The following is a 19,319-nucleotide window of genomic DNA, read 5'->3' on the forward strand; positions in this document are numbered from 1 at the left end:
ACAAGGAGGTGTGAAAACTTTGTGAGTTGTTGCAGCTGGCAGGTTACAGCGGATCGGAAACAGCAGCGGCTGCTTCCGATTCAAGCGAGGGGTCAGGCGTGGGGAACGCGTTGGGTGACAGGCAAGGGCTGAGCTTGATTGCCTTGGGTCAGCAGGCGCAATTGCGCGACTTCCCGCTTCAACTGGTCACGCTCGTCTTTCAACTGGCGCAGTTCATCGCGACGGATCGTGACGTAAAGGGTTTGTGCTGGCAGTGCTGTGTGTACGGTGCCCATTGCTCACCTCGCAAATGGCTGTCTCAACTGTAAATTCGCTCCCGAAATCGGGTGCTCACTTACTATCGGCGCCAATTTTGATTTCTTTTGCCCTTGAAGGGAACTTTTTTATTTTTCATGGTCGTTGTGTCTTCGGCTCGATTCCCGACGTTATCAGTCTGGATCGGGCACAATGCCCGGAAACTATGTGCCAACGCTCTGGACTAACCCTCATTAGTCGCGTTGGGCTATAACCTTTGACACACTTTATTTGTAGTAGGGAGCATCAGTACATGCAACTCGGGATTATTGGACTGGGCCGCATGGGCGGTAATATTGCGCGGCGCCTGATGCTCAACGGGCACACCACCGTTGTTTACGACCGCAATACCACCTTTGTCGACACCCTGGCTGCAGAAGGCGCCACTGGTGTCGCCGACTTGCCAGCGCTGGTCGCTGGCCTGGCCAAACCACGCGCGGTGTGGGTCATGCTGCCCGCCGGCGCACCGACCGAGGACACCATCGACACCCTGAGCACCTTGCTTGAAGCTGGCGATACCATCATCGACGGCGGTAATACCTTCTATAAGGACGACATCCGCCGGGCCAAAACCCTGTCGGAAAAAGGCCTGCACTACATCGACGTCGGCACCTCCGGCGGCGTCTGGGGCCTGGAGCGGGGTTATTGCATGATGATCGGCGGCGATGCCGACACCGTTAAGCGTCTCGACCCGCTGTTCGAATCCCTGGCCCCGGGCCTGGGCGACATCCCGCGCACCAAGGACCGCAAGTCCGATGACGATCGCGCCGAGCGCGGTTACATCCACGCAGGCCCGGCCGGTTCTGGCCACTTCGTGAAGATGATCCACAACGGCATCGAATACGGAATGATGCAGGCCTTCGCCGAAGGCTTCGACATCCTCAAAACCAAGGCCAGCACCAATCTGCCGGAAGATCAGCGCTTCGACCTGAACGTTGCCGACATCGCCGAAGTCTGGCGTCGTGGCAGCGTGGTGTCGTCCTGGCTGCTCGACCTGACCGCCGACGCCCTGGCCAGCGACCCGAAACTTGACGGTTACTCAGGCTCGGTGGCTGACAGCGGTGAAGGTCGCTGGACTATCGAAGCCGCCATGGAGCAATCGGTGCCGGTACCGGTGCTGTCGAACTCGCTGTTCTCGCGCTACCGTTCGCGCGGGCAAGGCACATTTGGCGACAAGATTCTCTCGGCCCAGCGCTTCGGCTTCGGCGGCCATGTGGAGACTTCGAAAAAATGACTCATGTGATCCGCAGGAAATCCAAGGCAGAACCCGCACCGCCTACCACGCTGTTTCTGTTCGGTGCCCATGGTGATCTGGTCAAGCGCTTGCTGATGCCGGCGCTGTACAACCTGAGTCGCGACGGTTTGCTGGGGAATGGACTGCGGATCATCGGCGTTGATCACAACGCTATCAGTGACGAAGCCTTCGCCAAAAAACTCGAAGATTTCATTCGGGCGGAAGTGGCAGCCAAGGTGGGCAAGGGCGATCAAGCCCTTGATCCGGTGTTGTGGGCCAATCTTGCCAAACACATCAGCTACGTCCAGGGCGACTTCCTCGACGAACGCACCTATGAAGCGCTGGCGGCGAAAATCGCCGCCAGCGGCACCGGCAATGCAATTTTCTACCTGGCCACCGCGCCACGCTTTTTCAGTGAAGTGGTGCGGCGTCTCGGCGCGGCCGGATTGCTGCAGGAAACCCCCGAAGCGTTCAGAAGGGTGGTGATCGAAAAGCCTTTCGGCTCCGACTTGCACACCGCCGAAGCCCTGAACGCGTGTTTGCTCAAAGTGATGACGGAAAAGCAGATCTACCGGATCGATCACTATCTGGGCAAGGAAACCGTGCAGAACATTCTGGTCAGCCGGTTCTCCAACAGCCTGTTCGAAGCCTTCTGGAACAACCATTACATCGACCACGTGCAAATCACCGCCGCCGAAACCGTCGGCGTGGAAACCCGTGGCAGTTTTTATGAGGTCACCGGCGCCCTGCGGGACATGGTGCCCAATCACCTGTTCCAATTATTGGCGATGGTGGCCATGGAACCACCGGCCGCTTTTGGCGCCGATGCGGTACGCGGCGAAAAAGCCAAAGTCGTCGGCGCAATCCGCCCCTGGTCCACCGAGGAAGCGCGAGCCAACTCGGTGCGCGGCCAATACACCGCCGGCGAGATTGATGGCAAGCCGCTGCCCGGTTACCGCCAGGAAGCCAACGTGGCGCCCGACAGCACGACCGAAACTTATGTCGCGCTCAAAGTCATGATCGACAACTGGCGCTGGGTCGGCGTGCCGTTCTACCTGCGTACCGGCAAGCGTATGAGCGTGCGCGACACTGAGATTGTCATTTGCTTCAAACCGGCGCCGTATGCGCAGTTCCGCGATACCGAGGTCGATGAGTTGCAGCCGACCTACCTGCGGATCCAGATTCAACCCAACGAAGGCATGTGGTTCGACCTGCTGGCCAAGCGGCCGGGACCGACGTTGAACATGACCAACATCGAGCTGGGTTTTGCCTACAAGGATTTCTTTGTAATGCAACCGTCCACTGGCTATGAAACCCTGATCTACGACTGCCTGACCGGCGATCAGACGCTGTTCCAGCGTGCCGACAACATCGAGAATGGCTGGCGTGCCGTGCAGCCATTCCTCGACGCCTGGCAACAGGACGCGACGGTGGAGAACTACGCGGCCGGCGAAGACGGACCCCAGACCGCTGATGAGCTGCTGACCCGCGACGGCCGCGTTTGGCACAGCGTCGGATGAGTGACGTAACGCAACAGCCCATCCGTTTTCTGCTCAGTGACATGGACGGCACTTTACTGCTCCCTGATCACAGCCTCAGTCAACGCACGATCGAAGCAGTCCGCGCCTTGCGCGAGGCCGGTGTGCTGTTCAGCCTGGCCACCGGACGTCCGCCCAAAGCCATGCTGCAGCAGATCGAAGCCCTGGGTGTCGATCTGCCGACGGCGGCCTTCAATGGCGGCACAATCGTCAACCCGGACGGCAGTGTGCTGGTTGCTCATTATTTGCCGGCCACGTCAGCGCTGACGGCGTTGACGCTGTTTGCCGATCAGCCGGACATCGAAGTGTGGGTGTTCAGTGGTGGTGACTGGCTGTTGAAGGATCCGTACGGCCCGATGGTCCCGCGAGAGCAGCACGGCCTGGGTTATCCGCCGGTGGTGGTCGAGAATTTTGAGCCTTACCTGGCACGTATCGACAAAATCGTCGCAGCCAGCAATAACGCCGAACTGTTGATCGAACTGGAAGCGCAATTACTGCCCAAGGTCGAAGGGCAGGCGCAGGTTTCCCGTTCACAGCCGATCTATCTGGACGTGACGGCGATGCTGGCTAACAAGGGCGAGGCATTGGCGACACTGGCCGAGTTTCTCGGTGTACCGCTGGAGCAGACCGCCGCACTGGGGGACGGCGGCAATGACCCGGCGATGTTTTATCGGGCCGGGTTATCGATCGCCATGGGGCAGGCGGAGGAGGCGGTGAAGCGCCAGGCCGACGTGGTAACCGAGGCCAATACCGAAGACGGTGCGGCCCAGGCGATTGAGAAGTACATTCTTCCTCGATAACGACACAAGCGGGCTTGCCCGCGAAGAGGCCGTCACATTCAACATCGTTGTTGAATGACACATCGCCTTCGCGAGCAAGCCCGCTCCCACAGTTGCTCAGTGTTACAACCAGTAACTCACCGCATACCAACCCAACACCCCCATCACCACGGTGTAAGGCAGTGCCATCCACACCATCCGCCCGTACGACAGGCGAATCAGCGGCGCAATCGCCGAGGTCAACAGGAACAGAAACGCCGCCTGACCATTGGGCGTTGCCACGCTCGGCAGGTTGGTGCCGGTATTGATCGCAATCGCCAGGGTTTCAAACTGTTCGCGGCTCATGTTGCCGGCGAGGAACGCCTGCTTCACTTCGGTGATGTAAATGGTCGCCACGAACACATTGTCGCTAATGGCCGACAGCAAGCCATTGGCAATAAACAACATGCCCGGCTGTTGATCTGCCGGCAGCGCCAGCACCCAATGAAGCACCGGGGCGAATAATTTCTGATCGTGAATCACCGCCACCACCGCGAAAAACACCACCAGCAACGCCGTGAACGGCATGGCATCCTTGAAGGCGTTGCCAATGCGATGCTCATCGGTAATGCCCGTGAACGCGGTGATCAGCACGATCACCATCAAACCGATCAGGCCGACTTCGGCAACGTGAAACGCCAGCCCGGCAATCAGAATCAGCGCCGCCACCCCTTGAACCAGCAACGCAGCGCGCTGAGGGGAAGTGCGTTCGGCGTTGTCTTCGGCGGCGTAATTGGCCAGCACCGTACGCACGTTGTCCGGCAGCAGCGTGCCATAGCCGAACCAGCGCAGTTTTTCCAGTAGCACGCAGGTCACCAGACCGGCTGCCAGTACCGGCAACGATACCGGAGCGACCTTCAGAAAGAATTCGGCGAAATGCCAACCCATTTCATGGCCGATCAGCAGGTTCTGCGGCTCGCCAACCAGCGTGCACACACCGCCTAACGCGGTACCGACAGCGCCATGCATGAGCAGGCTGCGCAGGAAAGCACGAAACTGTTCGAGCTCGGCATGATGAAGGCTGTGTAAATGTCGGTCGTCGCTGAACTCGGCGTCCTTGCGCGGATCGTGGCCTGAGGCGACGCGGTGATACACCGAATAAAACCCCACGCCAGCACTGATGATGACTGCCGTCACGGTCAACGCATCAAGAAACGCCGACAGAAACGCGGACAGGAAACAAAACATCAATGCCAGCAGCGCCTTGGAGCGAACTCCCAACAACAGGCGCGAGAAGAGAAACAGCAGCAGGTCTTTCATGAAATAGATGCCCGCCACCATGAACATCAGCAGCAGGATCACCGGGAAGTTGTGTACCAGCTCATCATAGAGCGCCTGGGGCGTGGTCAACTTCAGCAGCAATGCTTCGATCAGCAACAAGCCGCCGGGCATCAGCGGATAACACTTGAGCGCCATAGCCAGGGTGAAGATGAACTCAACCACCAATAGCCAGCCGGCCGCCACCGGACCGACCGTCCACAACACGACGGCGTTGAGAATCAGAAAGCCGACAATGCTCGCCTTGTACCAATGAGGTGAGTGACCGAGAAAATTGTGCGCTAAGGCCTGGGCCATTGAACCGGACATCGGCTACTCCTTGTATTAAGAAGCGCGCAACTTGCCGTAAGAACAACAGAAGATCAAGTGCAAGAAAATGACGTTGGCCTAACACTGATAACGCGCGACGACCGCGCGGCAGTTTCCGTCCAATGAATAGCCGCCGATGACAATGCAGCCGTCGGCCTGAATGGCCAATGAAGTCGCGGTATGCGGACCGTGACTCAGGCGTGTGCGGAACCAGCCGATGCCCTTGGCAAAACTGCGATCCGGCTGCCCGCTGGGTAAATATCGGGCAAAAATGAGATCGGCTTCGACCCCGCCCACCGTCGCTCCGACTGTCAGTACACGCCCGTCCGGCTGAGTTTCGGCGGCGGTCCAGTAGCAGTTGCTACGGCCGACGCCCAATAGCTTTGGCTGGCCACCGTTGCAATGAATATCCGGTCGGCCATTACTGTGCAGTTTCAGAGACAGGCAGTGCATCGGGTCGCGACTGCTGCCAAAGCAATGCAAGTCGCCGTTTTTATGCTGGACGATCTTGCAGACCTGAGCGCTGTGCTCCCGTGCCTTGAAGGTCATGAAACCATCCACGGCGAAGCTGTCGTCCAGTTGGCCATCCGGGTGATAACGCGCCAGCAGGCCTTCCTCGGGAACATTGATTGATCCGCTCACCAGGATCCGACCATCGCGCTGCACCATCAGGCTGCTGAGGCAGGTGTTCATCAACAGGTGCCGGACCATGACGAAACCGCGACCGTTGAAGCTGCTGTCCAGCGAACCGTCGGCGTTGAGTCGTATCAGCATGCCGACGTGATCGGCCAGTTCGAAGTGATGATTGGCCAGCAGCAGGATTCGACCGTCGTCCTGCACGCAGACATCACAGGCTTCGGCGCCCGGCACGCCGGGCGGTAACCAGGCATCGCGAGCGCCCCGGGAAAGATTACCCGGCAGGCGCACCACGCAGCGTCCATTGTCGCCAAAACCCTGGACCGGGCAGCCTTGCTGATCAAACATCGCCAAGGCGGGCAGCGTACGGTGAGCATTTTCGTAGTGCAGGCCGGCCACCAGAATGTTCCCGTCGGCCAACACCCGCACCTTGCCGGCCATGGCCTCGAAGCCGAGTGCGAACTGCCCGCTGATGCTGCCTTGTATGCCGAATGCCAGGTCCGCCGAACCATCTGTAAGCAGGCGGGCCAAGCCAAAACGATGGCCACCCGGCGTACCGACCTTTGCCGCCACCAGCAACCGGCCAAGAGGGTCAATCGCAACGTCATTGGCCATGCTGGAGAGACTGCCGGAAAAATACACTTGAGTCTTGCCGGTGCCAGCGAAACTCGTATCGAGTCGTTCGGCGCCATTCACGGTTGCAGGTAAGGCAAAAGCAGTCTGGGGTGACATGCATGCATCTCCTTGCCAGTCGTCCTTATCCGGGTGCCCGGAGGGTGACTACATGAGCAAAACATTCAATCCCTGAATGACTCGGCGCACAACTGTTTTCATGAGCCGCAGGAGGGGCGTTTTGTGCCAGAACAGTGTCTTTTCGAACCACTGAAAAGCGTGCCAAGTAATCCGGCGGTTAAAAGTTGAAACCGGGGAGGGTATTGCGCAGCTGACTGTAGAAAATCGTCAACTAAGAAGAAGAGGGGACGCGGATTGCCGGGAGGCAATCCGCGAAAAAGCTTAGTGCGGCATGGACCACGATTGCAGGGTGTAACCTTCCTGACTCAACTCAGCACGGGCTTCTTCCAGCAAGTGTTCGAATTGTTCCGGATCGGAATAGGCGCTGCATGGAATCTGTTTGCGGCTGATGCGGGTGTTAGTGCGATCGATGATGGTCAGGCTGAGCTCGCCATTACCGTCTTGTGGTGCCCAGGCCACGCATTGAAAGGGTTGGAATGCGAGGTCGGCAATCAAAAGTGCTTCGTTGATACGGAGCGGGGCGTTCATGGGGTCTTCTCTCTGTATGCCCAAACAAGTGATGTGCCGTCGGTTGGGCTTACCGTTCGGCTGGTTACTTGTACTGATGCCCGCAAGTGGGGGTTGGGTCACACACAATCAAAAGAAATTTCAACTTTCTTTGATTGATTCAATATTCAGGCCGTTTTTGAAAGCTGAATGAAAGGTTCAACTCGTTAGGCAACTAACCAAGTGACTTCTTATAACTAATAAGCAAACAGCCCTATAAGCAATCGATACAAGCCTGCGTCAAAATCTTGCTAGTGTTACAACGAAGCCCGCCAAATGACTGTTTTTAATAATATTTCCTAAATTTGGCGTCAAGGAACAGTCATGATCGAAGCGCCTGCCTTACGACGTCTGTTAGTAGTGGATCCTTGCGACGACTGCCACCGTTTGTTGCCGGGTTTACGCGCTGTGGGTTGGGATGTTGACAGCTGTACCCTGGAAAACGCCACCGAACGAACCTGCGATGTCGGCCTGTTGCGTTTGCAGCCCTTTCATCTGGAGCGCCCGGAAGCTGTCAAGGAATTGATCGCCCGTAGCGGTACCGAGTGGATTGCCGTGCTTAATCAAGAAGTCCTGCGATTACAAAATGTCGGGGACTTTGTCTGCGAATGGTTTTTTGACTTTCATACTTTGCCGTTCGATGTCTCACGGGTTCAGGTTACCCTGGGCCGTGCGTTCGGCATGGCACGCCTGCGCGGCCAAGGCACGGTCCATATCGATCAGCCTGAACATGAACTGCTCGGCGACAGCAAACCGATTCGCGAACTGCGCAAGTTGCTCAGCAAACTGGCACCCACTGAATCGCCGGTGCTGATCCGCGGTGAAAGCGGGACCGGCAAGGAATTGGTCGCTCGCACCCTCCATCGACAATCCCAGCGTCAAAGCAAACCGTTCGTGGCGATCAACTGCGGCGCGATTCCCGAACACTTGATTCAGTCCGAACTGTTTGGCCACGAGAAGGGCGCCTTTACCGGGGCTCATCAGCGCAAGGTAGGGCGGATCGAAGCGGCCAACGGCGGAACGCTGTTTCTCGATGAAATCGGTGATCTACCCCTGGAACTGCAAGCCAATCTACTGCGCTTCCTGCAGGAAAAACACATTGAGCGTGTAGGGGGGCACCAGCCTATTCCGGTGGACGTGCGAGTATTGGCGGCGACGCACGTCGACCTTGAAGCGGCGATCGAGAAGAAGCGCTTTCGCGAAGACCTTTACTACCGCTTGAACGTTCTGCAAGTCATCACCGTGCCGCTGCGTGAACGCCATGGTGATCTCTCGATGCTGGCCAACCACTTTTCCCATTTCTACAGCCATGAAACCGGTCGTCGTCCGCGCAGCTTCAGCGAAGACGCGCTGATCGCCATGGGCAAGCACGACTGGCCAGGCAATGTCCGCGAGTTAGCCAACCGGGTGCGGCGCGGGCTGGTTCTGGCCGAAGGACGGCAGATCGAGGCGCGAGACCTGGGGCTGATCAGTCAACACGCTACCGCTACGCCGATGGGCACGCTGGAAGACTACAAGTGCCGGGCAGAGCGCCAGGCCTTGTGCGATGTGCTTAACCGCCATAGCGATAATTTGAGCAATGCCGCCAAGGTGCTGGGGGTATCCAGGCCTACCTTCTACCGTTTGTTGCACAAACATCAGATCCGCTAGGGCGGGTAAACGAAAAGGCCCGCTGCGACATTCATCGCAGCGGGCCTTTTCCATGAGATTCCCACAGGTATTTGCGCTCAACTCTTAGAAGTAGTACGGGAATTTCAGGCTGAAAGAGAAATCTGGCGAATCGTCGGTCAGGCCGATGGCCAGGTTGGGAACGATCGTCAGGTTATCGGTTGCTGCCAGGGTCATGCCGATGTTGAAGTTCGCCGAGTTGTAATCGCTGTTGGAAATCGATTGCCAGTCGCCACCGTCCGGCTTGATCTTGCTCTTGCTGGCGAACTGATCGGTGAACGAGAACGACATACTCATCTTCTCGTTCAAGGCGAATGCAATACCGGCGCCGATCTGCCAGGAATCGCCCAGTTTCACGTCCCCGGGCACCTTGGAGTTGACCTGAGGGCTGATGTCGCTGAAAGAGTCTTCCATGTTGTAGGTGTAGGACAGGCTGCCGAACAGCACGGCCGGGTCGAAGCTTTTGACCAGCGAGAGACCTGGGGTGATCGACCAGACACCATTGCCGGTAGGCAAGTCCTCGGGTACCGAGAGGTTATCGTTGTTCGGGTCATTGACCAGCTTGATGCCGTAAGGGTCCTTACCGGTCGGTGCCTTGACGCGTAGCGTAAAGACCGCGTCGGGCAGATTGGCCGACTCATCCAGAAACTTGTAAGCAACGCCAACGTTCACATCGCCGATGGTCGGGTCGCGGGTCACGGTGGCGTCCGACGTCACCGGGCCTGCGCCACCGGCGCCACCGGAGGAATACGTTGATTCGCGATAAACCACGGGGACGTTAATGTCGAACTGCCAACGTTGTGCCACGTTGTAGCGGGCGGTCAGGTCCAGGGTCCAGTTATCCGCCTTGATACGGTCGAGGTTGATGTTGCCGAGGAAAATCGCGTCCAGTGCCAGGAAGCCATTGAGTACCAATGCACGGGTATCGTAGTGCGTGTAGGTCAGGCCGGTTTCGACGCTGAACTTGCCGCCACCGAAGAAGCCGCTGGCTTCGTCATACAGGTTGGAAACGCTTTGCGCAGGCGCCGAATCATCCTTGAGCGATTGGCCGTATGAACTGCCTGTGGTTCCCGGCGCACCGGCAGCCACCGTCTGGCCACTCCTGGGCGTTTCGGCGGGGGATTTGGTCAGGCGTTTGGGAGCTGGTGTCGCAGGTGCTTCTTCGACTTGGCGAACGCGTTGCTCGAGTACCATCAGCGCGTTCTGTTGTGCTTCGTAACGCTGTTTCAACTCCATGAGTTCTTGTTTTAGTGCTTCGACCTGGGGGTCCGGTGCTGCGTACAGCAGTGTGGCCGGGGCCAGGCTACTCAAACAAACGATAGCTCTGAACGTCAACGATCGGTGCATGGGTTAGCCGTCCCTTCTGACTACATCGGGTGACACTGAGCGTAGATCAGAATCCGAGAGTGCGAAGACCTCTTAGCTGGTCCAGGTTGCCGTTCAGCGACCCGGCTGTCGACACGTTGTCACGCAGCACGACATTGAAGGAGGTGAGGTTGTTGACCTGGTTACCACCGCCGAGCAAAGTCGTGTTCTGCATCAGCCCGCCCTGGGCCAGGCGTTGTACGGTGCTGCCCTGGTTGTTGTTGGCCACGATGTTCAGTTGCACACCCGTACCGGTTGAGGAAACGCTCAACGAGCCCGCGCCATTGGCGCCGACCAACGTCGAGCCTGCGGCCAACGCCTCGCCCTGCTGTTGCGTTGCTGGCGCTTGGCTAGCCTTTGTGACGTTGATATGAACGTTGTTGTAGGCAGCGTTATGGTCGCCGGCAGCACGCACGACTTGAGTGACGCCTTCGGTGCTGTTGAGGCCATTGCCGCCAGTGACGATGCCGGTGCCTTGCGAACGCGCCAAGCCATTCCCTCTTTCGTCAATTATCGACACATAGAACTGTGGCTTGATGGTCGATTGTTGAATTTGCATCGAGGACGTTGCCCCGATCACTTCACCGTTGGCATTTTGCCAAGTGCTGGTCATGACAATGCCGAAACTGATGATCCGCCCCGGCATGACATAGCGGCCACGCAGGGTCGCCAATTCATGATCCTTCAGTTCAATGGGTTTGAACGTCTGTGCCTGTGTCGGCAGGCTGGCGGCCAGGCAAACCACGACCAGCCAGATTGGAGTCTTCATTGGATGCTCCCGGAGCGTCGTGCTCCTTGTTATTAGAAGAAGTCGCTTTGGATGAATCCGAAATCCATCAACTCTGCGTCTCGCACCGGAGTGAAGGTGTTGATGCGGTTCTTGGCGGTCAGTGGCCGGGGTGGGTCGAGCAACGCATTGGTTTTGTCGTAGCCCTGGCCGATGACGGCAAAGATGATGCCGTTCCAGCCTTTTACAAAGTCGTCGACTTTGTAGCGTTTATGACCGAGTACCGGATCTCCGATATAGACCCAGCCCTCATGGACTCTTTGCATGACCACAAAATGTTTGTAGCCACGGATATCCAGGAGTACCACCACCGGGATTCTGATGTCGTTCAAGGATTCCGGCGATACCCGGTAGCCACGGGCCCGCATGCCGATACTTTCCACGTAACGCTTCATGTCGAGCATGGAGAAGCCCTGGACGCGGACAAGATCTTGCTCGGAATGTGCGAGCATACCTTCGATGATCTGTTCTTCATCCACGTCCAGCCAATAGGCTTGGCGCAAGATGGTCGCCAGCGCCGCTGCGCCGCAACTGAAGTCGGTTTTCTGTTGCACCAGGTCGGCAAATTTACGCTCGCGCATGCTCTGGATCGGCTTGTACACCACCGCGCCACCCGGCAGGACGGAAAGCGGCATTTGTGCAGCCGCGACCACACCGCCCACGCAAAGGATCGCACTGGCCACGCAAAGCAAAAATGCCACGACGATAATGCGCATGGAAAGACCCTCTGGTTGTGTTGAAACAGGCCCCCGTAAGGGGGCCTCCAGAGACAGCAGTTAGAACGAGTTGTTGGAAATGGCCAGCGAGTTGCTTTGTTGGTTACCCACACCAGCAGCCACGTTGACGCCCAGGTTGCCACTGCCACCATTCACCGAACCGTTCAGGGTTGCAGTGTTGGTCACAGGGTTTGCCCAGCCGGTTGGAGTCAGCACTTGATAGGAGTAGGTGTTGCTCAAATCATATGAGCTGCTTTCACTGTAGCTTTTCGCTTTGTCGTACGCAGACTCGGACGATTTACTGCCCGATTTTTCGTACGAGGAGGCGGACGATTTCTCATACGATTTATCGTACGATTTTTCGAACGAGGAATCGCGCGATCTGTCGTACGAGGAGTCGCGCGATCTGTCGTACGAAGAGTCGCGCGATCTGTCGTACGATCTGTCTCTCGATGCGTCAAGCGTTGCATCAATCGATGCGTTAAGCGATGCGTCGGCAGTCCTGCTGCGGGTGCGATCGCCATTGCCATTATTGAAGGTACGGGAACTGGCAGCCGCCGCAGTAGCGTCCAAATTAGCGCTCAAAGAAGCACTCAAAGACGCACTCGAAGAACCGCTCGCATTACTGCTGCTTGAACCGCTCGCATCACTGCTGCTAGAGCCGCTCGCATTACTGCTGCGAGAACCACTTATATCAACGCTTTTGGAACCGCTGGCATCAAAGCTCCTGGAACCGCTCGCGTCCCAGCTTGAAGAAGCGCTTTTACTGCCACTAGCCTCGGATGACTTATCGCGAGAGAAACTACCGCTGGCCGAGTTGGTAACTGTCATCGTATCCAGGCGATACGTCCGATCGGCGTTGTTATTCACCACCAGGCCAGGACCTTGTTGATCGGCAGAGGCGGTGGCTGTTGCGTTACCGAGCGGGGCATTGGTGTTGGCAATGGCCATGGTGTTTTTCTGCTGGTTGAGGTCGCCGCCAGCAATGTTGATACCCATATTACCGCTGCCGCCATTACCCGATCCGTTCATAACGGCCGAGGCTGTGCTGCCGAAGTTGTTGACCCTGTTATTGTCGCTGTATTGCGTGACGTCGGCGGTGGCTGTGGCAGTGCCGAACACGAAGCTGTTGTCCTGACTGGAGTTTGAGGCAGCGTTTGCGATGGCGGACGCGTTGTCTTGTTGGTTGCCGCTACCTGCAGCCACGTTGACGCCGACGTTGCCGCTGGCGCCTGTGGCAGAGCTGTTCATTTCAGCTTCGTTGATCGTCCCTTCGTTACGGATGCGGTTGTCGGTACTGCTCTGGTTATCCCAGGCATTGGCCGTCGCATAGACAGGGATCTTTGTTGGAGGAGGGGTGTGATGACCGTTGTGATGGCCATGGTGGTGGTCATTGTCACGCCGATCGTTCTGCCCAGCTTGTACAGCAACAGCCATGACCGCAGCAATTGCGAAAACCAGAGGCTTGAGTGCCATCGAAGGTTTCATGGTGATTCTCCGTACTTATTTTAGGTTAAGTGTTGTTTCTACCTGTTTGGGTCAGTCCATGACCCGTACGCTCAGGGTGTTGGCCGTTTGGTTTCCCACTCCGGAGCTCTGATTCAACTGGATCACCCCACGGCTACCGGTGAAAGCCTGATCGCTGGTAGCGACCTGGCGGTTGCCTGGTGCAGAGTCAGTTGGATCGGAGTTGTTGATCAGCGTCACGTTCTGCTGCATGAGGACGCTGTCGTCGATACTTTGCGGTTGTTTACTGACGCTTATCCGCAGGGCATTGGCTTGCTGGTTGCTGGCGCCCGCGCTCTGGTTGACGCCCAGTACGCCGTTGCCGTGGCTGAAGGAGTTGCCTTGAATGCTGGATCGAGCATCGATCCTGGGGTCGACCTGCGTACGCATCCGTTGGCGAATCTGTGTGGTGGCGCTGGCGTTGTTGCCAATGGCGATGGCCCGGGCGTTGGCCTGTTGCAGCTGATCGCCCGCCGCCTGGTTGACCGAGAGGTTGCCCTGGTGCTGCATGCCCGAACCGTCGATTTCGGCGTTATTGATGACGGGAGGTTGGGCAAAGGTCGATGCACTGCAAAACATGGCAATCATCAGCAGCGTACGATTCATCTTAACGGTCTCCCGTTACGACTTTCAGAGCACCCAGGCCTTGGTGGATGTTTGAATTGACCATGTTGGCAATACCGTTGCCCGAATTTCCCGAACGGCCAGCGGGAAGGTTGGAAAGCTGGGTCTGGTTGGTGATATTGCCGCCCAGGTTGTTGTTGGTGCCTTGATTGACCAGGCGGGAGATGCCTGCACCACTGGCGACGTTGGCAAAGTCGCCGTCGCTCAACTCGTTCGTTTGCCTGAGAATTTGTTTGGACGGGTTGGCATTGGCGGTCGTGGGGCTAGGGTCGGGAATCACCGGCGCACGCGTTGCCATGCGCGGTTGGACATCACGCTTGATAATGATGATGCCGTTGTCAGCCTGTACAGGCAGGCTGAAACTTGAGCCCAGTGCACATCCAATCAGCAGGAGGCTATAGATGCTGTTATCAAATGTCCCCACGGCGGCAATTCCTTCTTTGTTGTGGGCTGGTCCTGAATCAGCGTTGTGAAGGAGCGAGCGAAAGCTGTGCCGGTTTTTGATTATTGATTGGATTCAGAGGGTTATCGATCAAGGCGGATGGATCGATAAAATAGTGTTTCAGGTCTGAGACAATCGCCGGGACGGCATTATTGATAAGAGATCGCGATAGCAATGGATCCAAGCGTTTGCGGGGATGTATCAGCGTTTTAACATATCGCATGACAAAACGATGACCAGCGTTGGGACGGGCTGTTCGAGAGGGCGGGTTGTTTCAGAAGCGGACGTATTTGCAAAAAATGCTGGGGTGTTGGCCGGTGCCGGCTCAGCGTTCGAGCAGTAAGGCGACGGCTTGCAATGCCTGAAGCCGGCGTTCGGCCCAATCGCCCTGGAGCACTTGAACAGGCTGTCGATGCTGCTCCAGCCATGCCTGAGTCGCGTTGAAAAAAGCCCGGCGCTCATCCAGCTCGGGCTGACACCGTTGACCGTCATCGGTCCAGTCAACCTGTTCGGGCGACAGCAGCAAGTGCAAGTCATAGTGCCGAGCCAGCAGCGCTTGCTCAAGCCAGGCCGGGCAATCGCCAAACAGGGTTTGGCTCCAGAGCATGTTGCTCAGCAAGTGAGTATCGAGAATCAGCAACGGCGGCCCAAGGGCGCGAGCCTCGTCTTCCCATTGCAGCTGACCGCGAGCGATTTCGGGAATATCAGCCAGGCACGTGTCTCGCGCTTGCTGCTCAATGAACCAGCGCACGTATTCGCCCACCAGAGCGCCGCCGAATTGCTGTTGTAGTTCGGCGGCCAGCCAGCTCTTGCCGCTGGATTCAGGCCCCGTGAGTACCAGCACTTTCATGTGCGCAACGCCGGATCGGTGCGCCATGTCCGCCAGCCATGCACCGCCAGCAGTGCGAATAAACCGTAGAGGCCGGCGGTGAGGTACATCGCTTTATAGATGAACAGGCCAACAAAGATGATGTCCAGCGCGATCCATAGCGGCCAGCATTGCAGACGTTTTTGCGCCATCCATAACTGCGCCACCAAACTGAAGCCGGTCAGTGCCGCATCGAGCCAAGGCTGGGCAGCATCGGTCCAGTGGGCCATCGCGGCGCCCAGCAACAAACTGCCGACTGCGCCGACGGCCAGCCCGAGTGCGATGGATTTGCCATCGAGCAGGGTGACATGCCGCTTACCATGAGTCGCGCTCCCCTGAGTCCACTGCCACCAGCCGTAGATCTGCAAACCGGCGTAGACCACTTGCAGCAGCATGTCCGAATACAGCTTCACCTCGAAAAAGATCCAGCTATACAGCAGCACCATGACCAGACCGATCGGCCAGCACCAAGGGTTCTGTCTGACCGTCAACCAGACGGCGATCACGCCGAGGGCGGCAGCAAACAGTTCAAGCCCGGACATGGAGGTTCCTTGGTGTCGTAGAAATGAGGGGGGCGAATTGTACCCGGATTGTCAGGAAAGGGCTTGTAGTGGGGAAGGGCTTGCCCTGTAGGAGCGAGGCTTGCCCGCGAAGAACGATGACGCGCAGTACCTGAAAAACCGCGGTGCATTCTTGGCGGACAAGCCTCGCTCCTACAGAGGGGACCGCGTTGGGTATAGAAAGAATTACACCCGAAACTGCTTGAGCAACCCGTTCAACTGTTCGCTCAATTCCTTGAGGTGAACGCTGGCCACGCTCGACTGTTCGGCCGCCAGTGCCGTGCTGTGGGACAACCCGGCTGCCTGGGTGACGTTCTGGTTGATGTCTTCCACCACGTGGGCTTGTTGCAAGGTCGCACTGGCAATCGAAGCGTTCAACCCGTTGAGGTTGCGCAAAGCCTGGCCGATGGCATTCAGGCTGGCGCCCGCCAGGCCGGCCTGCTCGATGGTCAGTTGCGAGGCACGGCTGCTATCGCCAATCACCTTCACCGCCGCTTCGGAATGGCTTTGCAGGCGTTCGATCATCGACTGGATTTCCGCCGTGGACTTCTGAGTGCGCTGGGCCAGCAGGCGCACTTCATCGGCAACCACCGCAAACCCGCGACCTTGCTCACCGGCCCGGGCGGCTTCGATAGCGGCGTTGAGGGCCAGCAGGTTGGTTTGCTCGGCGATGGAGCGGATCACTTCCAGAACGCTGCCGATTTGCGTGCTTTCATCGGCCAGCGTACGAATCACTTCCACGGCCTGATCGATGGTCGAAGAGAGCTTGTCGATCTGCTGCAAGCTGCCGTCGATATTGACCTGGCCCTGTTGCGCTTGAGACTCGGCATCGCGCATTTCGCTGGCCGCGTGCTCGGCGTTTTTGGCCACATCCTGCACGCCGTAGGTCACTTCGTTGATCGCGGTTGCCACCAATTCCATCTGCTGCGATTGCTGCTGGCTGCGTTGCTGAGCTTGCGCGGCATCGTTGCCCAGTTCGCTGGATGACTGGCCCAGCGCGCTGGCGGAGGCTTGCAGCTGACTGATCACCAGGCGCAGTTTGGTGGTAAAGGCGTTGAAGTGCCGGGCCAATTGCGTCACTTCGTCCTGGCCGTGGGTGTCGAGGCTGCGGGTCAGGTCGCTTTCACCGCTGGCGATGTTGGCCATGGCGTTCACGGTTTCCTGGAGCGGGCGCACGATGCTGCGGGCAATCATGATCACCAGCAACGCCATGATCAGGGCAATCACCAGGCCCACGAAAGAGGCCTTCCAGACCTGCGCATAAAATTCGGCCTGCATGTCGTCGATGTACACGCCAGACCCGATCACCCAACCCCAGGGCTCGAACAGTTTCACGTAGGAGGTTTTTTCCACCGGCGCGCTGGCGCCCGGTTTCGGCCAGCGGTAATCGACCATGCCGGCACCCTTGGCCTTGGCGATGGCGACCATCTCGTTGAACAGCGCGAAACCGTCGGGGTCGCGGATCGTCGAGAGATTCTGGCCATCAAGTTTCGGATTGGTCGGGTGCATGATCATGACCGGCGTCAGATCGTTGATCCAGAAATAGTCGTTCTGGTCGTAGCGCAAACCGCGCACAGCATTCAGCGCCTGTTTTTGCGCGGCGTCGCGGGTGAGGGTGCCGGCGGTTTCCAGGCTGTGATAGTAGGTGAGGATGCCACTGGCGGTCTGCACCACGTGCTGGGTCTTCTGGCCCTTGGCTTGATAGAGATCGTCGTGAATCTGCTTGAGCATCAACACGCCCAACGTCAATAGCATCACCACGGCCACGATCAAGATGAGCCACAAGCGTTGGCTGATCGACACACTGCGCAAGCTGTTCATAACGCTGTTACTCCGGTTTCTTGTTTTTGTAATAAACGATCGCCAGCATCCAACCACACTTTGCCGATCGGGCCTATCCGACTCAGGTCCTATAACGCGGCAGCGTAAATGAGGCGTGTCTGATAGGATTTCGGCCCCGCACGGAAAAACCTGAGCCCAAGTCTTTTTTCACGCAATTTTTACGGTTTTGCGTGAATCTTGTGCGCGCGGGGATTCAGCTAAGGTTGATCGCAGTTAACGCTTATAAATTATTAACGGAGCATGCCTGGGGGTATTGCTTCTTGGGGGATTGATGGATCTTTGGACGGCCTTTCAGGCATTGATTTTAGGCGTTGTAGAAGGGTTGACGGAATTCTTGCCCATTTCCAGTACCGGGCACCAGATCATCGTGGCGGACTTGCTCAACTTTGGGGGCGAGCGGGCCATGGCCTTCAACATCATCATTCAGCTCGGGGCGATCCTGGCGGTGGTCTGGCAGTTTCGCCGCAAGATCTTCGACGTGGTCATCGGCTTGCCGACGCAGCCCAGTGCCCGACGCTTTACCGCGAACCTGTTGATCGCCTTCCTGCCGGCTGTGGTATTGGGGGTGATTTTCGCCGACTTGATTCACGAGTATCTGTTCAACCCGATTACCGTGGCCACCGCATTGGTCGTGGGCGGGGTCGTCATGTTGTGGGCCGAACGTCGTCAGCATGAAGTGCATGCTGAAAGCGTCGACGACATCACCTGGAAAGACGCCCTGAAAGTCGGCTTCGCCCAGTGTCTGGCGATGATCCCCGGGACCTCGCGTTCCGGCTCGACGATCATTGGCGGTTTGCTGTTCGGCTTGTCGCGCAAGACGGCTACCGAATTCTCGTTCTTCCTCGCCATGCCAACCATGGTCGGCGCGGCGGTGTACTCGGGCTACAAATACCGCGACCTGTTTGTTCCGGCTGATTTCCCGGTGTTCGCCATTGGCTTCGTCACCGCGTTTATCTTTGCGATGATCGCCGTCCGCGGCTTGCTGCTGTTCATTGCCAGCCACAGCTACGCAACATTCGCCTGGTATCGCATTGTGTTCGGCCTGGTGATCCTGGCCACTTGGCAATTCGGCTGGGTCGACTGGACAGCGGTCAAGCCATGAACGCTTCCAGTGCGCGCAACAACAACCCCGGACGCAAGTCCGGGGGCGCCATTCAGAACCTGCGGCTGAAATTGCTGGCATTCGCTGTGCTGTGCGCAGTGCCGTTGTTTGGCTCGGTGTCGCTGTGGCTGCGCGGGGTGTCGGTGATTCCACTGGCGGCCTACGGCATCGTCAGCGTGCTGGCGTTTTTCCTGTACTGGAGCGACAAGCACAAGGCCCGCGCCGACAGTTGGCGTACGCCGGAGAACGTCTTGCACGCGGTGGAGTTGGCGGGCGGTTGGCCGGGGGCCTTGCTGGCTCAGCAAGCGTTTCGGCACAAGACCCGCAAAGTCTCGTTTCAGTTGGTGTTCTGGCTCATCGTGCTGATGCACCAGGTGTTCTGGATCGACCAGCTGTTTCTGGGCGCTAACCTGTTTGCGTTGTTTTAAAGCAC

The 19,319-nt window shown here is 57.8% G+C and carries 19 protein-coding genes; 6 read left to right on the forward strand and 13 right to left on the reverse strand.

The annotated features are described in order from the left end of the window. Positions 1-92: 92 nt before the first annotated feature. Positions 93-275 (reverse strand): DUF6026 family protein, encoded by a 183-nt coding sequence (locus PSH97_RS13505; RefSeq protein WP_030130313.1) that lies wholly within the window; start codon positions 273-275, stop codon positions 93-95. A 272-nt stretch (positions 276-547) separates the two neighbouring features. Here PSH97_RS13505 and gnd point away from each other — a divergent pair, with 272 nt between their 5' ends. The 3 genes from gnd to PSH97_RS13520 are packed head-to-tail and all read left to right on the forward strand — an operon-like array spanning position 548 to position 3,866. Continuing rightward, positions 548-1,528, forward strand: coding sequence for a phosphogluconate dehydrogenase (NAD(+)-dependent, decarboxylating) (gene gnd / locus PSH97_RS13510; protein ID WP_305449612.1), 981 nt, complete (start codon positions 548-550; stop codon positions 1,526-1,528). Next, positions 1,525-3,048, forward strand: coding sequence for a glucose-6-phosphate dehydrogenase (gene zwf / locus PSH97_RS13515; RefSeq protein ID WP_305449613.1), 1,524 nt, complete (start codon positions 1,525-1,527; stop codon positions 3,046-3,048). The genes gnd and zwf overlap by 4 nt, the downstream gene beginning before the upstream one ends. Beyond that, positions 3,045-3,866 (forward strand): HAD family hydrolase, encoded by an 822-nt coding sequence (locus tag PSH97_RS13520; RefSeq protein WP_305449614.1) that lies wholly within the window; start codon positions 3,045-3,047, stop codon positions 3,864-3,866. Before zwf ends, PSH97_RS13520 begins: the two co-directional genes overlap by 4 nt. Positions 3,867-3,968: 102 nt before the next feature. On the opposite strand, the gene nhaB is transcribed toward PSH97_RS13520, so the two are convergent. The 3 genes from nhaB to PSH97_RS13535 form a co-directional block, all read right to left on the reverse strand. Further along, positions 3,969-5,471 (reverse strand): sodium/proton antiporter NhaB, encoded by a 1,503-nt coding sequence (nhaB, locus tag PSH97_RS13525; RefSeq protein ID WP_305449615.1) that lies wholly within the window; start codon positions 5,469-5,471, stop codon positions 3,969-3,971. Between the two features lie 78 nt (positions 5,472-5,549). Continuing rightward, positions 5,550-6,839, reverse strand: coding sequence for an NHL repeat-containing protein (locus PSH97_RS13530; RefSeq protein WP_305449616.1), 1,290 nt, complete (start codon positions 6,837-6,839; stop codon positions 5,550-5,552). A 282-nt stretch (positions 6,840-7,121) separates the two neighbouring features. Continuing rightward, positions 7,122-7,388 (reverse strand): hypothetical protein, encoded by a 267-nt coding sequence (locus tag PSH97_RS13535; protein ID WP_305449617.1) that lies wholly within the window; start codon positions 7,386-7,388, stop codon positions 7,122-7,124. A 342-nt stretch (positions 7,389-7,730) separates the two neighbouring features. Between PSH97_RS13535 and PSH97_RS13540 the strand changes: the two genes are divergently transcribed. After that, a complete protein-coding gene (locus PSH97_RS13540) occupies positions 7,731-9,056 on the forward strand; it encodes a sigma-54 dependent transcriptional regulator (protein WP_305449618.1) in 1,326 nt (441 codons plus the stop codon). 84 nt (positions 9,057-9,140) lie between these two features. On the opposite strand, the gene PSH97_RS13545 is transcribed toward PSH97_RS13540, so the two are convergent. The 9 genes from PSH97_RS13545 to PSH97_RS13585 form a co-directional block, all read right to left on the reverse strand. Continuing rightward, positions 9,141-10,421 (reverse strand): hypothetical protein, encoded by a 1,281-nt coding sequence (locus PSH97_RS13545; RefSeq protein ID WP_305449619.1) that lies wholly within the window; start codon positions 10,419-10,421, stop codon positions 9,141-9,143. A 46-nt stretch (positions 10,422-10,467) separates the two neighbouring features. Beyond that, on the reverse strand, positions 10,468-11,208 hold the full coding sequence (locus tag PSH97_RS13550) for a hypothetical protein (RefSeq protein ID WP_305449620.1): 741 nt from the start codon (positions 11,206-11,208) through the stop codon (positions 10,468-10,470). A 32-nt stretch (positions 11,209-11,240) separates the two neighbouring features. Continuing rightward, positions 11,241-11,942 (reverse strand): C39 family peptidase, encoded by a 702-nt coding sequence (locus PSH97_RS13555; protein ID WP_305449621.1) that lies wholly within the window; start codon positions 11,940-11,942, stop codon positions 11,241-11,243. Between the two features lie 60 nt (positions 11,943-12,002). Then, positions 12,003-13,430 (reverse strand): heme utilization protein, encoded by a 1,428-nt coding sequence (locus PSH97_RS13560; RefSeq protein WP_305449622.1) that lies wholly within the window; start codon positions 13,428-13,430, stop codon positions 12,003-12,005. Positions 13,431-13,481: 51 nt separating this feature from the next. Beyond that, on the reverse strand, positions 13,482-14,054 hold the full coding sequence (locus PSH97_RS13565) for an adhesin (RefSeq protein WP_305449623.1): 573 nt from the start codon (positions 14,052-14,054) through the stop codon (positions 13,482-13,484). A gap of 1 nt (position 14,055) precedes the next feature. Beyond that, positions 14,056-14,496: a hypothetical protein gene (locus PSH97_RS13570; protein WP_305449624.1), complete on the reverse strand. Its 441-nt coding sequence runs from the start codon at positions 14,494-14,496 to the stop codon at positions 14,056-14,058. 343 nt (positions 14,497-14,839) lie between these two features. Next, the gene (locus tag PSH97_RS13575) at positions 14,840-15,364 is read right to left on the reverse strand and encodes an AAA family ATPase (RefSeq protein ID WP_305449625.1); all 525 of its coding nucleotides are present in this window, start codon (positions 15,362-15,364) and stop codon (positions 14,840-14,842) included. Beyond that, a complete protein-coding gene (gene pnuC / locus PSH97_RS13580; protein WP_305449626.1) occupies positions 15,361-15,924 on the reverse strand; it encodes a nicotinamide riboside transporter PnuC in 564 nt (187 codons plus the stop codon). Before pnuC ends, PSH97_RS13575 begins: the two co-directional genes overlap by 4 nt. Before the next feature lie 204 nt (positions 15,925-16,128). Beyond that, on the reverse strand, positions 16,129-17,763 hold the full coding sequence (locus PSH97_RS13585) for a methyl-accepting chemotaxis protein (RefSeq protein ID WP_305449627.1): 1,635 nt from the start codon (positions 17,761-17,763) through the stop codon (positions 16,129-16,131). A gap of 292 nt (positions 17,764-18,055) precedes the next feature. On the opposite strand from PSH97_RS13585, the gene PSH97_RS13590 reads away from it, so the two are divergent. Both PSH97_RS13590 and PSH97_RS13595 read left to right on the forward strand, forming a co-directional pair. Further along, positions 18,056-18,886, forward strand: coding sequence for an undecaprenyl-diphosphate phosphatase (locus tag PSH97_RS13590; RefSeq protein ID WP_305426624.1), 831 nt, complete (start codon positions 18,056-18,058; stop codon positions 18,884-18,886). Then, positions 18,883-19,314 (forward strand): DUF1294 domain-containing protein, encoded by a 432-nt coding sequence (locus tag PSH97_RS13595; RefSeq protein WP_305449628.1) that lies wholly within the window; start codon positions 18,883-18,885, stop codon positions 19,312-19,314. The genes PSH97_RS13590 and PSH97_RS13595 overlap by 4 nt, the downstream gene beginning before the upstream one ends. The last annotated feature ends 5 nt before the right edge of the window (positions 19,315-19,319 follow it).

Origin of the sequence: Pseudomonas cucumis, from assembly GCF_030687935.1 — a bacterium.
In the GTDB taxonomy this organism is placed as follows: Bacteria; Pseudomonadota; Gammaproteobacteria; order Pseudomonadales; family Pseudomonadaceae; genus Aquipseudomonas; species Aquipseudomonas cucumis.

What these genes read in the sequence shown, in the direction of transcription:
- PSH97_RS13505 (WP_030130313.1), bottom strand. Translation starts at nt 275, where the DNA reads ATGGGCACCGTACACACAGCACTGCCAGCACAAACCCTTTACGTCACG.
- gnd (WP_305449612.1), top strand. Translation starts at nt 548, where the DNA reads ATGCAACTCGGGATTATTGGACTGGGCCGCATGGGCGGTAATATTGCG.
- zwf (WP_305449613.1), top strand. Translation starts at nt 1,525, where the DNA reads ATGACTCATGTGATCCGCAGGAAATCCAAGGCAGAACCCGCACCGCCT.
- PSH97_RS13520 (WP_305449614.1), top strand. Translation starts at nt 3,045, where the DNA reads ATGAGTGACGTAACGCAACAGCCCATCCGTTTTCTGCTCAGTGACATG.
- nhaB (WP_305449615.1), bottom strand. Translation starts at nt 5,471, where the DNA reads ATGTCCGGTTCAATGGCCCAGGCCTTAGCGCACAATTTTCTCGGTCAC.
- PSH97_RS13530 (WP_305449616.1), bottom strand. Translation starts at nt 6,839, where the DNA reads ATGTCACCCCAGACTGCTTTTGCCTTACCTGCAACCGTGAATGGCGCC.
- PSH97_RS13535 (WP_305449617.1), bottom strand. Translation starts at nt 7,388, where the DNA reads ATGAACGCCCCGCTCCGTATCAACGAAGCACTTTTGATTGCCGACCTC.
- PSH97_RS13540 (WP_305449618.1), top strand. Translation starts at nt 7,731, where the DNA reads ATGATCGAAGCGCCTGCCTTACGACGTCTGTTAGTAGTGGATCCTTGC.
- PSH97_RS13545 (WP_305449619.1), bottom strand. Translation starts at nt 10,421, where the DNA reads ATGCACCGATCGTTGACGTTCAGAGCTATCGTTTGTTTGAGTAGCCTG.
- PSH97_RS13550 (WP_305449620.1), bottom strand. Translation starts at nt 11,208, where the DNA reads ATGAAGACTCCAATCTGGCTGGTCGTGGTTTGCCTGGCCGCCAGCCTG.
- PSH97_RS13555 (WP_305449621.1), bottom strand. Translation starts at nt 11,942, where the DNA reads ATGCGCATTATCGTCGTGGCATTTTTGCTTTGCGTGGCCAGTGCGATC.
- PSH97_RS13560 (WP_305449622.1), bottom strand. Translation starts at nt 13,430, where the DNA reads ATGAAACCTTCGATGGCACTCAAGCCTCTGGTTTTCGCAATTGCTGCG.
- PSH97_RS13565 (WP_305449623.1), bottom strand. Translation starts at nt 14,054, where the DNA reads ATGAATCGTACGCTGCTGATGATTGCCATGTTTTGCAGTGCATCGACC.
- PSH97_RS13575 (WP_305449625.1), bottom strand. Translation starts at nt 15,364, where the DNA reads ATGAAAGTGCTGGTACTCACGGGGCCTGAATCCAGCGGCAAGAGCTGG.
- pnuC (WP_305449626.1), bottom strand. Translation starts at nt 15,924, where the DNA reads ATGTCCGGGCTTGAACTGTTTGCTGCCGCCCTCGGCGTGATCGCCGTC.
- PSH97_RS13585 (WP_305449627.1), bottom strand. Translation starts at nt 17,763, where the DNA reads ATGAACAGCTTGCGCAGTGTGTCGATCAGCCAACGCTTGTGGCTCATC.
- PSH97_RS13590 (WP_305426624.1), top strand. Translation starts at nt 18,056, where the DNA reads ATGGATCTTTGGACGGCCTTTCAGGCATTGATTTTAGGCGTTGTAGAA.
- PSH97_RS13595 (WP_305449628.1), top strand. Translation starts at nt 18,883, where the DNA reads ATGAACGCTTCCAGTGCGCGCAACAACAACCCCGGACGCAAGTCCGGG.